Consider the following 13,321-nt stretch of genomic DNA (forward strand, 5'->3'; position numbering starts at 1 on the left):
GGACCACGCCGTGCTGCCCCTGACCCCGCTGCCTCCGCAGACGGACGGGGAGCGCGCCTTCTTCGCCGAGCTGGTCCGCTGGGACACCGGCAACGCCGTCCGGGGCGCGGTCGTGGCCTCGATCCCGTTCGCCGACGGGCCCCTGCAGCGCCGGCTCTCCGACGCCGTCCTGTTCGTGCCCGAGGGCATCGCGGTCGTCCGCGTCGCCGAGGTGGTGCGCCAGACCGGCGTCGTGACCGCCTCGCCCGAGGGGCCCTGGACGATCGGCCCCGCCGGGACGGGCGGCGCGGTGCTGCAGCTGGCCGGCGGCGGGTCCACCCCGCTCGACGGGCTCATGCGCGCCGGGATGGAGACCGCCGTCCGGCTGCGCCGCGCCGGGCTGGAGCCCGGCCGCATCGCCCGGCTCACGGTGCTCGTCGGGAGCGTGGAGGGTCTGCTGCCCGCCGACGGCGACCTCGGCGAGGGCGACCAGGTCGCCCAGCTCGACACCCGCTCGCTGCTGCTCGGCATCGCCCGCGCCAGCCGGTACACCGGCGTCGACAACCCCCGCCTGTGGACGACGGCCGACGTGCGGGCCGCGCTCGAGGCGCTCGGCCTGGAGGGGCGCGGCCCCTCGGTCGAGGAGCTCAACGGCGAGGGCTTCCCCTACTCGCCCTACGTGCTGCGCCGGCCGCAGCTGCTGACCCCGGCCGCCATGGCCGCGACGCCGGGCGGCCCGCCCCCGGAAACCCCGCCGGCCCCGGCCCCCGCACCGGAGGAGGCCCGCCCGGCCGCTCCGACGCGGGCGTCGATCGACCAGGCGGTGGCCGCCTCGGTCGCCGCTGCGCACGCGGCCGCCGCGGCGGAGTCGTCGTCCCGGTCCACCGCACCGGCGCCCCTGCCGAACGTCCCCGCGTCCGTGCCGCCCCTGCCCGCGGCCGGCCCGCCCCCGGGCGTGCAGCTGGTCACCCCCGCCTCGGCGCCGCCGACCGCGCCCGCTCGGGAGACCGTGGCCATCGACGGGCCGCCCGAGCCGCCGTCCGACGGCGGGATCGGCGGCCTGTTCGCCGCCGCCGAGCCCGACGTGGCACCCGCTCCGCCGCGCACCGCCGTCCTCCCGGCGCAGCAGCCGCAGCCGGCCGCCCCCGTCGCGCCGGTCCCCGCGGCCGAGCCGGCTCCGCAGCACTTCTGGGACCGCAGCGCGGAGGACGACGACCGCGCGGACCGCACGCCGGGGCGCACCCGCCGGACGCTGCTGGCCGTGCTCGGCGTCCTCGTCCTGGTGCTGGCCGGCGTCGGCGTGGGCCTCGCGCTCGCCGACCGGGACGGCGGCGGCGAAGGCGCTGCGGCCCCGGAGCAGCCGACGGAGGAGACGGGCCCGGCCGGCCCCGCCCTCGGCAGCGTGCAGGAGGTGGGCGGCGTCGCCTTCACCGTCCAGGCCGCCGAGTCGCAGGAGTCGTGCGCCGGGCGCGCCTACGGCCAGATCGCGACGTTCTTCCAGACCTCGGACTGCTCGGGCCTGTCCCGCGCGCTGTACTCGGCGCAGGTCGGCGGGCGCGACGTCGTCGTCTCGGTGGCGCGGGTGCGGATGCCCGACACCGCTGCCGCCCGGGACCTGCGCGGGCGGGCCGACACCAGCGGTAGCGGCAACGTCAACGACCTGCTGCGCGAGGGCGTGCGCTACCCCGGCGGGCCCGAGCAGCTGCGCAGCGCCGAGTACGCCAGCGCGGTGTCCGGACCGACGGTGACCATCGTCGAGAGCGCCTGGGTGGACCAGAACTCGGGCGGCACCGAGGCCGAGATCGACAAGATCGCCACCGACGGCCTCTCCCTGGTGACCCCGGAGCTCCCCGCCGGCTGACGGCCCCCCGCCGCGAGATCTGCACACTCGGAGTCTTCAGACCGCTGAACACCCCGAGTGTGCAGATCTCGTGGAGCTCAGGGGGTCAGGACGTGGCGGCGGCCTCGGCCATCCCGGCCAGCAGCGCGGCCATCGCCGGCCGGTCGAGCTGCCCGGCGCTGTGCGGCGTGGAGTTGATCAGCCCGAAGACCGCGTGCGCGCGGGCGCGGCAGGCCGCGGCCTCCGCAGCAGGGTGCAGCCGCGCGAGCACCGCGACCCAGACCTCCACGTAGCGGCGCTGCAGCCGGCGCACCTGGGCGGCGTCGGCCTCGGCCAGCGAACCGAGGTCGCGGTCGTGCACGGTGATCAGTGCCGGGTTCTCCAGCGCGAACTCGACCTGGAAGGCGATGAGGGCCCGTAGCTGGGCGACCGGGTCCGCCCCCGCGGCCGCGACCCGCTGGGTGCTGCCGGCCAGCAGCCGCTCGCTGATCCGGAGCAGCATCTCGGCGAGCATCGCGTCCTTGCCCGCGAAGTGCCGGTAGATCGCGGGACCGGTGACGCCGACCGCCGCGCCGACGTCGTCGACGCCGACGGCGCGCGAGCCGCGCTCGGCGAAGAGCTGCGCGGCGGCCTGCAGGATCTGCTCCCGCCGCGAGGGCCGGGCGGCGTCGGCGTGCAGGGCGGTGTCCCGCGCCGGGCCGGTGGTCGTCACCCCGCGGATCGTAGCCAGGCGTGAACCGCGGTTCATCCCGTCGGCGCGCGGGCTGGCCCCCGGGAGTGAACGATGGTTAACCTGCTGCCGTGGACGCCCCGGTGCTCTCCCCCAGCTCGTCGACCGACGCCGCGGCCGCCGGGCGGAACGCCGCCGCCCACGCCGCGCTGGCCGCGGACCTGGCCGAGCAGCTGCGCACGGTGGCCCTCGGCGGCGGCGAGCGCGCCCGCGAGCGGCACGTCTCCCGCGGCAAGCTCCTGCCGCGCGAGCGGGTGGACGCGTTGCTCGACCCGGGCAGCCCGTTCCTGGAGCTCTCCCCGCTGGCCGCGCACGGCCTGTACGACGGCGACGCCCCCGCCGCCGGGATCATCACCGGCATCGGCCGGGTCGCCGGGCGCGAGTGCGTGGTGGTGGCCAACGACGCCACCGTCAAGGGCGGCACCTACTACCCGATGACGGTGAAGAAGCACCTGCGCGCGCAGGAGGTGGCGCGCCAGAACAGGCTGCCCTGCGTCTACCTGGTCGACTCAGGCGGCGCCTTCCTCCCCATGCAGGACGACGTCTTCCCCGACCGCGAGCACTTCGGCCGGATCTTCTACAACCAGGCCAACCTGTCCAAGGCGGGGATCGCGCAGATCGCCGCCGTCCTCGGGTCGTGCACGGCAGGCGGCGCCTACGTGCCGGCGATGAGCGACGAGGCGGTCATCGTCCGCGGGCAGGGCACGATCTTCCTGGGCGGCCCGCCGCTGGTGAAGGCGGCAACGGGTGAGGTGGTCAGCGCCGAGGACCTGGGCGGGGGAGACCTGCACAGCCGGGTCAGCGGGGTCACCGACCACCTGGCCGACGACGACGCGCACGCCTTGCAGATCGTCCGCCGGATCGTCGGCACGCTGGGCCCGCGCGAGCCCCGACCCTGGGACGTCGAGCCGGTCGAGGAGCCGGTGCACGACCCCGCGTCGGTGACCTCGGTGGTGCCGCCGGACCCGCGCACCCCGTACGACGTCCGCGACGTCATCGCCCACCTGGTCGACGGCAGCCGGTTCGCCGAGTTCAAGCCGCTCTACGGGCCGACGCTGGTGACCGGCTTCGCCCGATTGCACGGGCACCCGGTCGGGATCGTCGCGAACAACGGCGTGCTGTTCGGCGAGTCCGCGCTCAAGGGCGCGCACTTCATCGAGCTGTGCGACCGCCGGAAGATCCCGCTGCTCTTCCTGCAGAACATCTCGGGGTTCATGGTGGGGCGCGACTACGAGGCCGGTGGCATCGCCAAGCACGGAGCCAAGATGGTCACCGCCGTCGCCTGCGCCCGGGTGCCCAAGCTGACCGTGGTCATCGGCGGCTCGTTCGGTGCCGGCAACTACTCGATGTGCGGCCGGGCGTACTCGCCCCGCTTCCTCTTCACCTGGCCCAACGCCCGCATCTCGGTGATGGGCGGCGAGCAGGCGGCGTCGGTGCTCGCCCAGGTGCGCCGCGACGGCCTGGAGGCCCGCGGCGAGGAGTGGCCGGCCGAGGACGAGGAGGCCTTCAAGGCGCCGATCCGCGAGCAGTACGAGCAGCAGGGGCACCCCTACTACGCCACCGCCCGCCTGTGGGACGACGGCGTCATCGATCCCGCGGACACCCGCACGGTCCTCGGCCTGGCGCTCTCCGCCTGCGCCAACGCGCCCCTCGAGGAGGTCGGCTATGGCGTCTTCCGCATGTGACCCCATCAGCTCCCTGCTTTTCCGCGGAGAAGCGGACCGCTTCTCCGCGGAAAAGCAGGAAGGGGCGGTGGCGTAGGTGTTCGAGACCGTGCTGGTGGCCAACCGGGGCGAGATCGCCGTCCGGGTCATCCGGACGCTGCGCGCGATGGGCATCCGCTCGATCGCGGTGCACAGCGACGCCGACGCCGGTGCGCTGCACACCCGGCTGGCCGACGTCGCCGTGCCGATCGGGCCGGCGCCCGCGGCGCAGAGCTACCTGTCGATCGAGCGGGTGCTCGACGCCGCCACCCGCACCGGCGCGCAGGCGGTGCACCCGGGTTACGGGTTCCTGTCCGAGAACGTCGACTTCGCGAAGGCCTGCGCGGCCGCGGGCATCGTCTTCATCGGCCCGCCGGTGGCGGCGATCGAGGCGATGGCGGACAAGATCCGCGCCAAGCAGACCGTCACGGCCGCCGGGGTGCCGGTCGTGCCCGGCCGCACGGAACCGGGGATGACCGACGCGCAGGTGGCCGACGCCGCCGTCGCCGTCGGGTTCCCGGCGCTGCTCAAGCCGAGCGCCGGTGGCGGCGGCAAGGGCATGCGGGTGGTGCGCTCGGCCGAGGAGCTGCCCGACGCCATCGCCGCGGCCCGCCGCGAGGCGCGCGGCTCGTTCGGCGACGACACGCTGCTGGTGGAGCGCTACGTCGGCAACTCCCGGCACATCGAGGTGCAGGTCCTCGGCGACGCGCACGGCACCGTCATCCACCTCGGCGAGCGGGAGTGCAGCTTGCAGCGCCGGCACCAGAAGGTGGTCGAGGAGGCGCCGTCGCCGCTGCTGGACACCGCGATGCGGGCGTCCATGGGCCGCGCGGCGGTCGAGGCGGCGAAGGCGGTCGGCTACACCGGCGCCGGCACGGTCGAGTTCATCGTCGACGCCGACCGGCCGCGCGACTTCTTCTTCCTCGAGATGAACACCCGGCTCCAGGTCGAGCACCCGGTCACCGAGGCGATCACCGGCCTGGACCTGGTCGAGCTGCAGGTCCGGGTCGCCGCCGGAGAGCGGCTGCCGGTCGAGCAGAGCGACGTCTCCCTGGACGGGCACGCGATCGAGGCCCGGCTCTACGCCGAGGACCCCGCGCGCGGGTTCCTGCCCTCGGCCGGCACCGTGCTCGGGCTGGTCGAGGCCGAGGGCCCCGGCATCCGGGTGGACAGCTCGCTGGCCGTGGGCACCGCCGTCGGCACCGACTACGACCCGATGCTGGCCAAGGTCGTGGCCTGGGCGCCGACGCGGGAGACCGCCCGCGCCCGGCTGGTCGCCGCCCTCGGCCGCACCGCCGTCCTCGGGGTGACGACCAACGCCGCCTTCCTGCGGGCGCTGCTGACCGACCCCGACGTGGTCGAGGGCAGGCTCGACACCGGCCTCATCGAGCGCCGCGGCGAGGCGCTGACGACGCCGGACCCGGTGCCCTCCACCGTCTTCGTGGCGGCCGCCCTCGCGCTCCTCGTGGAGAGCGAGCCGTCGGGGCCGGTGGTCGACCGGTGGGACGTGCCGGACGGCTGGCGGCTCGGCGAGCCGGCCTGGACGGTGCGCCGGCTGCAGGCCGCCGGTGGCGAGCCGGTGGAGGTGCGGCTGCGCGGTCGGTCGACGGCGGCCGAGGTGCGCGTCGGCGACGACGGCGTGGTGCCCGCCCGGGCGGTCCGGGACGGCGAGCGGTTGACGGTCACCGTCGGCGACCTCACCACCTCCTACGCCGTGGTCCACCAGGGCGGCACGGTGTGGCTGGCCGCCGATGGGCACGTGACCGCGCTGCGCGAGCAGGAACGGCTGGCGTCGACCGCGGCCGGGAGCGCCGGGAGCGGCGTGGTGACCTCCCCGATGCCCGGGACGGTCACGGTGGTGCAGGCGTCGGTCGGCGACGAGGTGGCGGCGGGGACCCCGCTGCTGGTGGTCGAGGCGATGAAGATGGAGCACGTGCTCACCGCCCCGGTCGCGGGGACGGTGACCGAGCTCCTGGTGACGGCGGGCCGGACGGTCGCGCTGGACGAACGGGTGGCGCTGGTGACCCCGGCCGCTCCCGGGCAGGAGGACTGACATGCTGGACTACCGGCTCTCGCCCGAGACCGAGGCGCTGCGGACGACGGTGCGCGAGTTCGCCCGCGAGGTCATCGCCCCGCAGATCGGCGAGTTCTACGAGCGGGACGAGTTCCCGACGCACATCGTGCGGCAGATGGGCGAGCTGGGGCTGTTCGGGTTGCCGTTCCCCGAGGAGTACGGCGGCGGGGGCGGCACCTACTTCGACCTGTGCGTGGCGCTCGAGGAGCTGGCGCGCGTGGACTCGTCCATGGCGATCACCGTCGAGGCCGGTGTGTCCCTCGGCGCCATGCCGATCTTCCGGTTCGGCACCGAGGCGCAGAAGCGCGAGTGGCTGCCGCGGCTGTGCGCCGGCGAGGCGCTCGGCGCGTTCGGGCTCACCGAGGCCGGCGGCGGGTCGGACGCCGGTTCCACGCGGACCACCGCGCGCCTCGAGGACGGCCACTGGGTGATCGACGGCTCCAAGGCCTTCATCACCAACTCGGGCACCGACCTGACCGCGCTGGTCACCGTCACCGCCGTCACCGGCACGCGGCCCGACGGCGGCAAGGAGATCTCGGCGATCATCGTGCCGTCGGGGACGCCGGGGTTCGCCGTCGGCCAGCGGTACTCGAAGGTGGGCTGGAACGCCTCGGACACCCGCGAGCTGTCCTTCACCGACGTCCGCGTGCCCGAGGAGAACCTGGTGGGGGAGCGTGGCCGCGGCTACGCGCAGTTCCTCTCGATCCTCGACGAGGGGCGGATCGCGATCTCGGCGCTCTCGGTCGGGCTGGCGCAGGGGTGCGTCGACGAGTCGGTGAAGTACGCGGGCGAGCGGGAGGCCTTCGGGCAGGCGATCGGCCGCAACCAGGCCATCCAGTTCATGATCGCCGACATGGAGGTGCGCGCCTCCACTGCGCGGCTGGCCTACTACCGGGCGGCGGAGAAGATGCTCCGCGGCGAGCCGTTCAAGCGCGAGGCGTCGATCGCCAAGCTGTACAGCTCCGAGGTCGCGATGGACAACGCCCGCTACGCCACCCAGGTGCACGGCGGGTACGGCTTCATGAACGAGTTCCCGGTGGGCCGGTTCTACCGCGACGCGAAGATCCTGGAGATCGGCGAGGGCACCAGCGAGGTGCAGCGGATGCTCATCGCCCGGGACCTCGGCCTGGGCTGATCCGGTACCAAATCGGCCGCTGACCTGGGCTTTCACCGTCAACGGCGACCACGAGTCGACAGGCCGGTTGGCAGTTCCGCACCACGCCGCCGGTGGCGCGTGGGACTGCTGGGAGGCGAGGGGGCGGCGTCGCCCGGGCCCGGGTCGGGGGCGGCGTGTCGTGGGTCGCCCGGGGTCGCGCCGGACAGGCTGCGCGCGGCTCGCGACGACGGTCGTCGCGAGACCGCCGGAGAGCGCATCGTGAAGCAGTCGGCCGTCCACGCCCCTCGTGCCCGGTGGCGGATCACCGCCCTGGGCTCCCTGCTGGCAGTCCTCGCCCTCGCGCTGGGCGTGGTCGTCGCACCCGCGGCCACCGCCGCGCCGAAGCCGACCGCGCTCGGGGAGGTCCGGGAGCTCACCGTGCAGCTCGACGTCACCGGGGACCTCCCGCCGGGGGTGGACCGGGCCGGCGCCGGGATCCGGTTCACCTCGCCGACCCACCAGGGCACCTGCCTGACGAACTCGTCAGGCCGGTGCGAGGTCGACTGGACCTCGGGGAAGTCCGTGCAGGGCAGCTCCACGTCGCGGCTCTCGCTGCCCACGGGGCTCTACACCGTCACCCAGCCCTCGGGTCTGGCGCTCGCCGGGGTGACGCCTGCGAGCGGGGACGTCGCCACCGTCGAGATCTGCAAGTGCAACCGGTTCTTCCTGCCGATCAGCAAGAAGCTGACCATCACCAACGACTCGCTGTACCGCGACGCCGTGACCGCGCGGGTGGTCGACGCGACCACGGGGGCGCCTGTCCCGTGGGCCACGTTCCGCCTCGACGCCCCCGGCTCGACGGCGGACCGCTACGCCACCAGCGACCGCGGCGGCCAGCTGACCTTCGACGGCCCGTTCTCCCTGTTCCCGTTCTTCCTGACCGCGCCGGTGTTCCTGCCGGGGGACTACACGCTCACACCGGTGCAGCTCGACCCCCGGTACGACCGAGCCGCACTGCAGGTCACGACCACGGCCGCCGACGTCGGACCGAGGGCGCTCCAGCTGGGCACCGTACGGCTCGGCCCGCCGCCCGCGCCGGAGCTCCCGGCCACCGGGTCGGCGACCCTGGTCATCGAGACGGTGGGCACCGCCCCGTCCGGGCTGGACCTCTCGGGTGCGGAGTTCGAGCTCACCGGTGCCGGGACCGTGGGCACCTGCGTCACCGACGAGCTCGGCAGCTGCTCGGTGCAGGTGCTCCCGGACGAGGAGACCAGCGAGCTGCCGCTGACCGGCGCAGCCATCGCCCTGCCCGCGGGCGAGTACGAGGTGCGCCAGACGGTGGCGCCCGTCGGCCTGGCAGCTGCGGCCGAGATCCCCCTCCTGGAGCTCTGCGTCTCCATCGACGCCGAGGCGTGCGCGACCACGGTCACGGTGCAGAACGCCTCGCTGTTCCGCCGGACGGTCGAGGCCGAGGTGCGCCGCTCCGGCGTCCTCGAGCAGGGCGCCGAGGTCACGCTGACCGGCCCCGGCTTCGTGGCCACGGGCTCCGAGCCGGGCCCCGACGACCCGGTCACCGCGTGGCCGGCCTACGAGACCTTCCCGATGACCACCGACGACCAGGGCGTGGCCACCTTCCACGGCTGGTTCGCGCCGGGGGAGTGGTCGTTCGCGGTCGAGGGCGAGACGGAGCCGCAGACCTTCCTGCTCGAGACCGGGGCCGAGGAGACCGACGACACCTGGCGGGTCGACCTGGCCCTGACGCCGGTCGCGGAGCCGGGCGGCGAGGGCGACGGCGAGGGCGACGGCGGGACCGGCAGCGAGCCGACGACGCCCGCCACGCCGACCACCCCGACGACCACTCCCGCGGGTCCGACCGCGGGCACCGACGGGACGCCGGCCGCGCCCACCCCGGCGCCGTCCGGCACCCCCGCCGTCCCCACGTCCCCGGCGCCGGTCGCCGGTGCGACGGGCGACCCGGGTGCCGCCGGCGCCGGCGCGACCCCCGGTGGCGCCGGCACTGCGACGGCCCGGACCGCGCCGCGAGCCGGTGCCGTGACCGGCGAGGTCGTGGCCCCGCAGGTCGAGCAGGATCCGGCCCCGCAGCCGGACGCGGCGCAGCCCCCGGCCCCGTCGACCGGCTCGGTGCCCGGCAACTCCCTGCCGGGCGGTACCACGCTGGTCGCCGCGGACGAGGCACCCGAACTGCAGACGGAGAGCGACACCCGGCTGCTGACCGCCGGCCTGGTGACCGGCGTCGGGATCCTGTTCGTCGTGCTGGTCCTCACCGGCTACTCCGTGCTGCGCGGCTGCGCGCGGCGTCGCCCCTGAGCCGGAGCGCGGACCGGGCGGCCCCGCGGGGCGGCCCGGTCCGCGCGTGGGTCCGGTGCGCGCTCAGTCGGCCTGCGGCGCCCGGTCGGGGACTGCGACGCTGAGCAGCACGACGCTGTCCTCGTCGGCGTGCACGCTGTGCCGGCGGTCCGGGACCGGGCTGAACAGGTCGGCCGCAAGGCTGGTGGAGCGCTCGCCGGCCACCAGCCGCACGCTGCCGCGCAGCACCAGCAGGCTGGCCGGGCCGGGGCTCTCGTGCTCGCCCAGTTCGGCGCCGGCGCGCAGCGCGATCACCGTCTGGCGCAACCCGTCCACCGGGTGCGCGAGGGTGCGGGCGGCCCGGCCGGCGGGCTCCGAGGTCGCCTTCTCCAGCAGGTCGCCGGCGAGGGCGTGCAGGTCGACGGGGGCGTCGGTGGTCATGGCCCGACCCTAGGGCCGCCGCGGCCCCCGTGGTCAGGCGCGCGCGTCGACGAGCACCTTCCCGACGGCACCGTCCTGCACCGCCTGGTGCGCGGCGGCCGTCTCGCCCAGCGGGAAGACGTGCAGCGGCAACCCCGCGTCCTCGCCGACCCGCACCGCGCCGTCCGCGACCGCGGTGGCCACGTCCTCGATGCCGAGCACCTTGGCGCGCTCGGGCTCGGTGTACACCAGCACGAACTGCCAGCGGGCGTTCGGGCCCATCTGCGTGCGGACCGGGACGGTCACCTCGGCGCCGCCGTCGTCGGCGTACATGGCGACGGCGCCGTGCATGCCGACGACCTGCGCGTCGACCGCCGCGTTGGTGGCGGCGGAGACCTCGACGATCGCCTCCACGCCCTTCGGGGCGATCTTCCGCACCTCTGCGACGACGTCCTGCTCCCGGTAGTGGACGACGTGGTCCGCGCCGGCGGCCGCGGCCAGCTGCGCCTTGCGCGGGCTGCTCACGGTCGCGATCACCGTGGCGTCGGCCCAGCGGGCCAGCTGGATCGCCGCGTTGCCGACGGCGCCGGCGCCGCCCTACACGAGCACGGTGTGCCCGGTGAGCGCGCCCGCGCCGAGCCGGTCGGGCAGCGCCTCCGCCACGGTCAGGCAGCGGTGCGCGGTGAGGAAGGGGATGCCCAGAGCCGCACCCAGCTCGAAGGACGGGTCGGCCCCCAGCAGCACGACCTGCCACGCCGGGACGACGGTGTGCTCGGCGGCGGTGCCCCAGCGGCGCTGCCAGGCGGCCTCCCAGATCCACACCCGCTCGCCGACCAGCACCGGGTCGACCCCCTGGCCGACGGCCTCGACGGTGCCCGAGCCGTCCTGGTTCGGCACCTGGCCGTCCGGGCCGGGCTGCGCCGCGCTGCGGGACTTCCAGTCGGTCGGGTTCACGCCGGAGAAGGCGACCCGCACCCGCACCTCACCCGGGCCGGGCTCCGGGACCGGGGCGTCGACCAGCTCGAGGACGTCGGGGCCGCCGGTACGGCGGTAGGAGATGGCGCGCACGGCAGGGCCCCTACCCGGACGCCCCCGCTCGACGCCTGCTCAGGGCGAGCACGGCGCCGGCGAGGACGAGGACCGTGCCGGCGGCGGCGGTCTCCCGCACGTCGGTCCGCCGCTGCTCGTCCAGGGCCGACCGCTGCTCCCCCGAGAGGTACTGCCCGGCGTCAGCGGCCGGGACCGTGCCCTCGACCCTGTCGACCGTGCTCTCCGCGACGAACGTGACCTCGGGCCCGGGGCCGGCGAGGGCGACCACGCCGCGCACCAGCTGGACGGCGGCGAGGACGCCCACCAGGAGCGCGAGCAGGGAGACGAGGCGGCGGGTGCGCGGGGTCAGGCGGTCCTGGACGGGCACGGGTCTTCCTCTCCCGGGCGCAGCGCAGCTGCCGCGCGGTCGGGTGGATGGTGCCCCATGTCGTGGTCGGCGCGTAGCGTCCGCGCCACGTCGCACCGGCCGGGCCGAGGAGCAGCCATGAGCGTCGAGTTCCTGATCACGACGCTGGTCGTCGTCGCCACCCCGGGGACCGGTGTCCTGTACACGGTGGCCGCTGGCCTGGCCCGCGGTGCCCGGGCCAGCGTGATCGCCGCCGTCGGCTGCACGCTGGGCACGCTCCCGCACGTGCTGGCGGCGATCACCGGCCTGGCCGCCCTGCTGCACACCAGCGCGGTGGCGTTCCAGGTCGTGAAGTACGCCGGCGTCGCCTACCTGCTCCACATGGCCTGGAACACGGTCCGGGACACCGGCGCGCTGGCCGTCCGGTCGGAGTCGGGCACGCGCTCGGCACGGCAGGTCATCCTCTCCGGGGTGCTGGTCAACATCCTGAACCCCAAGCTGACGATCTTCTTCCTCGCCTTCCTGCCGCAGTTCGTCGCGCCCGGCTCGCCGAACGTGCTGGCCGGCATGCTGTGGCTCAGCGCGGTCTTCATGGCCGTGACCTTCGTGGTCTTCGTCGGCTACGGGCTGTTCGCCGCAGCCGTCCGCGACCACGTCATCTCCCGGCCGCGGGTGCTGACCTGGGTGCGTCGGGTGTTCGGTGGGGCGTTCGTCGCCCTGGGCGCCCGACTCGCGTTCGCCCAGCGCTGAGGCTCAGCCGGCGTAGCCGTCGGCCTCGGTCGGCCAGTCCAGCGGCGGCAGGCCGGCCAGCGCCGCGAGCCGGTCCACGGTGAGCTCGACCGACTCGTCGGCCGGCGGCGCCCCGCTCGGTGAGGCGAGCAGCGGCGCGACGTCGGCCGGGTCGAGCTCGGTGCCCGTCGCCTCCTTCGCCCAGGCGGCGAAGCCCTCGGCCTCGGCGTCGACGTCCACCGCGGGCGAGGCGTCGGGCTCCTCGAAGTAGATGCGCGGCTCGTAGCCCAGGAAGAAGCGGCCGCCGCCGGCGTCGGCGCGGCGGTGGTCGACGGTGGCGATCCGGCTGTCGTGCACGTCGACCAGCAGGAACGGCACCGCGGTCGGGGCGCCTCTGCTCCACCGCCCGTCGCTGTACGCGAACGTCCCGAATAGACCCACGGGGCGAGGCTAGACGCCCGCACCGCCCGTCCCGGGACCGACGGAAGTACCGCCCAGGGCCGAACGCCCGTGGTGGCGCAGCGGTACCGGTCGGAAGGGTCGGCGGCGTCCGCCCGACCTCACCAGGAGGCATCCGTGATCCCCGTCAAGCAGGCCGCCGAGGAGTTCCTCACCCACCAGCGCGTCGCGGTGACGGGGGTGTCCCGATCTCCGAAGGACCACGGCGCCAACGTCGTCTACAAGCGGCTGCGCGACCGCGGCTACACCGTCTTCGCGATCAACCCCCACGCCGACGAGGTCGAGGGCGACCCGGTTCACCGCGACCTCGGATCCGTGCCCGACGGGGTCGAGGCGGTGGTCATCGGGACGAGCCCGGCCCATGCCGAGGAGACGATGCGCGAGTGCGTCGAGCTCGGCATCGACCGCGTGTGGATGCACCGCGGACCGGGCGCCGGGAGCGTGAGCGAGGAGGCCACCGCCTTCGGGCGCGCGCACGGCGTCACCGTGATCGACGGCGGGTGCCCGTGCATGTTCGGGCCCACCGCCGACTTCGGGCACAAGGTCATGCACACCTTCGGCGTCGGGCACATGCCCAAGGAGGTCTGA

At 75.3% G+C, this 13,321-nt stretch carries 12 protein-coding genes and 1 pseudogene; 7 read left to right on the top strand and 6 right to left on the bottom strand.

Going from position 1 to position 13,321, the window contains the following annotated elements:
- The first annotated feature begins 10 nt into the window (after nt 1-10).
- Nucleotides 11-1,840 (top strand): hypothetical protein, encoded by a 1,830-nt coding sequence (locus ACI79H_RS04235; protein WP_456553129.1) that lies wholly within the window; start codon nt 11-13, stop codon nt 1,838-1,840.
- A gap of 85 nt (nt 1,841-1,925) precedes the next feature.
- On the opposite strand, the gene ACI79H_RS04240 is transcribed toward ACI79H_RS04235, so the two are convergent.
- Nucleotides 1,926-2,531, bottom strand: a complete 606-nt coding sequence (locus ACI79H_RS04240) for an SACE_7040 family transcriptional regulator (protein ID WP_456553130.1) — start codon at nt 2,529-2,531, stop codon at nt 1,926-1,928.
- A gap of 89 nt (nt 2,532-2,620) precedes the next feature.
- Between ACI79H_RS04240 and ACI79H_RS04245 the strand changes: the two genes are divergently transcribed.
- The 4 genes from ACI79H_RS04245 to ACI79H_RS04260 all read left to right on the top strand — a co-directional run bounded on the left by ACI79H_RS04245 (nt 2,621) and on the right by ACI79H_RS04260 (nt 9,750).
- Entirely contained in the window at nt 2,621-4,234 is a 1,614-nt protein-coding gene (locus tag ACI79H_RS04245; protein WP_456553131.1) for a carboxyl transferase domain-containing protein, read from the top strand.
- A 76-nt stretch (nt 4,235-4,310) separates the two neighbouring features.
- Nucleotides 4,311-6,305, top strand: coding sequence for an acetyl/propionyl/methylcrotonyl-CoA carboxylase subunit alpha (locus tag ACI79H_RS04250; protein WP_456553132.1), 1,995 nt, complete (start codon nt 4,311-4,313; stop codon nt 6,303-6,305).
- A 1-nt stretch (nt 6,306) separates the two neighbouring features.
- Nucleotides 6,307-7,461 carry an acyl-CoA dehydrogenase family protein gene (locus ACI79H_RS04255; protein WP_456553133.1) on the top strand — a complete coding sequence of 385 codons (1,155 nt, stop codon included), beginning with the start codon at nt 6,307-6,309 and terminating at the stop codon, nt 7,459-7,461.
- A 240-nt stretch (nt 7,462-7,701) separates the two neighbouring features.
- Complete coding sequence (locus ACI79H_RS04260) at nt 7,702-9,750, top strand: MSCRAMM family protein (RefSeq protein WP_456553134.1); 2,049 nt, start codon at nt 7,702-7,704, stop codon at nt 9,748-9,750.
- A gap of 63 nt (nt 9,751-9,813) precedes the next feature.
- Here ACI79H_RS04260 and ACI79H_RS04265 read toward each other — a convergent pair whose 3' ends face one another.
- The 4 genes and pseudogenes from ACI79H_RS04265 to ACI79H_RS04280 form a co-directional block, all read right to left on the bottom strand.
- Entirely contained in the window at nt 9,814-10,170 is a 357-nt protein-coding gene (locus ACI79H_RS04265; RefSeq protein ID WP_456553135.1) for a LuxR family transcriptional regulator, read from the bottom strand.
- Nucleotides 10,171-10,203: 33 nt separating this feature from the next.
- A pseudogene (locus ACI79H_RS04270) lies at nt 10,204-10,722 on the bottom strand (zinc-binding dehydrogenase); the annotation flags it as partial.
- A 24-nt stretch (nt 10,723-10,746) separates the two neighbouring features.
- Nucleotides 10,747-11,217 (bottom strand): alcohol dehydrogenase catalytic domain-containing protein, encoded by a 471-nt coding sequence (locus ACI79H_RS04275; protein ID WP_456553136.1) that lies wholly within the window; start codon nt 11,215-11,217, stop codon nt 10,747-10,749.
- A 10-nt stretch (nt 11,218-11,227) separates the two neighbouring features.
- Complete coding sequence (locus tag ACI79H_RS04280) at nt 11,228-11,566, bottom strand: hypothetical protein (RefSeq protein ID WP_456553137.1); 339 nt, start codon at nt 11,564-11,566, stop codon at nt 11,228-11,230.
- Between the two features lie 117 nt (nt 11,567-11,683).
- Here ACI79H_RS04280 and ACI79H_RS04285 point away from each other — a divergent pair, with 117 nt between their 5' ends.
- Nucleotides 11,684-12,295 (top strand): LysE family translocator, encoded by a 612-nt coding sequence (locus tag ACI79H_RS04285; RefSeq protein ID WP_456553138.1) that lies wholly within the window; start codon nt 11,684-11,686, stop codon nt 12,293-12,295.
- 3 nt (nt 12,296-12,298) lie between these two features.
- Here ACI79H_RS04285 and ACI79H_RS04290 read toward each other — a convergent pair whose 3' ends face one another.
- A complete protein-coding gene (locus ACI79H_RS04290; RefSeq protein WP_456553139.1) occupies nt 12,299-12,715 on the bottom strand; it encodes a hypothetical protein in 417 nt (138 codons plus the stop codon).
- A gap of 135 nt (nt 12,716-12,850) precedes the next feature.
- Here ACI79H_RS04290 and ACI79H_RS04295 point away from each other — a divergent pair, with 135 nt between their 5' ends.
- Nucleotides 12,851-13,321: a CoA-binding protein gene (locus tag ACI79H_RS04295; protein ID WP_456553140.1), complete on the top strand. Its 471-nt coding sequence runs from the start codon at nt 12,851-12,853 to the stop codon at nt 13,319-13,321.

The organism is Blastococcus sp. SYSU D01042 (assembly GCF_054050515.1).

Excerpts from the sequence above, each read along its gene's own strand:
- ACI79H_RS04285 (WP_456553138.1), top strand. The coding sequence starts at position 11,684 with ATGAGCGTCGAGTTCCTGATCACGACGCTGGTCGTCGTCGCCACCCCG.
- ACI79H_RS04265 (WP_456553135.1), bottom strand. The coding sequence starts at position 10,170 with ATGACCACCGACGCCCCCGTCGACCTGCACGCCCTCGCCGGCGACCTG.
- ACI79H_RS04255 (WP_456553133.1), top strand. The coding sequence starts at position 6,307 with ATGCTGGACTACCGGCTCTCGCCCGAGACCGAGGCGCTGCGGACGACG.